The organism is Embleya sp. NPDC025285, assembly GCF_055558835.1.
Window position 1 is genome coordinate 1 of the sequence record NZ_JBVHLU010000297.1, and the last position, 1,432, is coordinate 1,432.

Consider the following 1,432-nt stretch of genomic DNA (forward strand, 5'->3'; position numbering starts at 1 on the left):
CGACCTCTACCGCCTGTGTCGCCCCGCGCCCCCTCCCCCTCCTCCCCCCTCTCTTCCCCCCCCCCCCCCCCCCCCCCCCCCCCCCCCAGTCCCGTCACAGGTTGACGGTCGGGTCGGTCAAGGACGTGTGGGTGAGGAATGTGCCGTCGGCGGTGTAGACGTCGGCGGTGTAGACGTCGGCACCGTCGGGCGTTTCGCGTGCGCTCGTCGGGAAGCGGGTCTCGGCCGTGGGTACTTCGAGGTAGTAGGCGAACCAGCCGGGCTTTCCGGCGAGGGTGAGGGTTTGGGCTTCGAGGGTCCGACCGTTCACGGTGACGAACACTCGGCCCACCGGGGCAGCGCCGCGATAGGCACCGGTGTACAGAGTCGAGTCGGGGCCTTGGAAGACCCGCAGATCGACGTCACCGGGGTGCGACCTCGGATCCAGGACCGCCTCTCCGTACTGGCTGCCGGTGAGCGCGGCGTTCGACACGAAGTGGTAGCCATCCGCGGTGAGCCACATGCTGTGCCGGAAGCCGGTGTCGACGCGCTGGTCGGCGGCCAGCACGAATGGCTGCACGGTGGGTGGCGGGAGCGGTCGGCGGGTCTGCTCCGGCGCGACGGCCGACCGGTGTGCGGACGGCGAGGAGCCAAGCACGCCGCCCAGGCCCAGGCCCAGCACGCCGAGCGCGGCCACCGTCGCGGCCAGGCCGGCGGCCCGACGCCGGGTGCGCAGCGCTCGGCCGCGGCGCATCGTCGCCTCGATCGGTGCGACGACCACCGGGGCCCGGGCGGCGGATTCGCCGAGCATCGCGCGCAGTACGTCGTGGTCCTCGTTCACCGGGCTTCTTCCTTCGTCAGCGCGTCCGTGTTCCGGAGACCGTGCAACGCGCCGTCCTGGCGCAGCTTCGCCAGTCCCCGGGAGACCTGGCTTTTTGCGGTGCCCAGTCCGACCCCGAGAGCCGTGGCGACCTCCGCCTGCGACATGTCCTCGAAATAGCTCAGCACCACCGCGGCGCGTTGTCGGGCGGGCAGGCGGGCGAGAGCCGTCAGCAATACGTCGCGGTCGGCGAGCCGGCCGGTTCGGTCCGAGGCGGCAACGTCCGGTACCCGGGCGGTGATCCACTCCCGGACGCGGTGTCGCCGATGCCGATCGGTGTGCACGTTGACCATGATCTGCCGGACGTAGCCGTCCATGTTCTCGGTGCGCCGGACACGCTCCCACTTCGCGTAGACCCTGGCCAACGTGCTCTGGGCGAGGTCCTCCGCATCGTGGTGATGGCCGCCGGTGAGGAGAAACGCGGTGCGCAGCAGGTGCGACCAGCGGCTGGTCATGAAGTCCCGGAACTCCGCGTCCTTCGTGGTGTTCAAGCGATTCCCTCAACTGGATGGCCCGGCCGCGCCGGAGATCGGACGGCGTGCCGGTGGTGCGAGGCGAGCGCTCGCCTCGCAC

Annotated in this window: 2 protein-coding genes; both read right to left on the reverse strand. The window is 71.3% G+C overall.

Translation table 11 applies throughout. The features are described from left to right. Positions 1 to 94: 94 nt before the first annotated feature. A complete protein-coding gene (locus ACZ4FV_RS52335) occupies positions 95 to 820 on the reverse strand; it encodes a hypothetical protein (RefSeq protein ID WP_465328537.1) in 726 nt (241 codons plus the stop codon). Next, positions 817 to 1,350 carry a SigE family RNA polymerase sigma factor gene (locus ACZ4FV_RS52340; protein WP_465328539.1) on the reverse strand — a complete coding sequence of 178 codons (534 nt, stop codon included), beginning with the start codon at positions 1,348 to 1,350 and terminating at the stop codon, positions 817 to 819. Before ACZ4FV_RS52340 ends, ACZ4FV_RS52335 begins: the two co-directional genes overlap by 4 nt. Positions 1,351 to 1,432 lie beyond the last annotated feature (82 nt).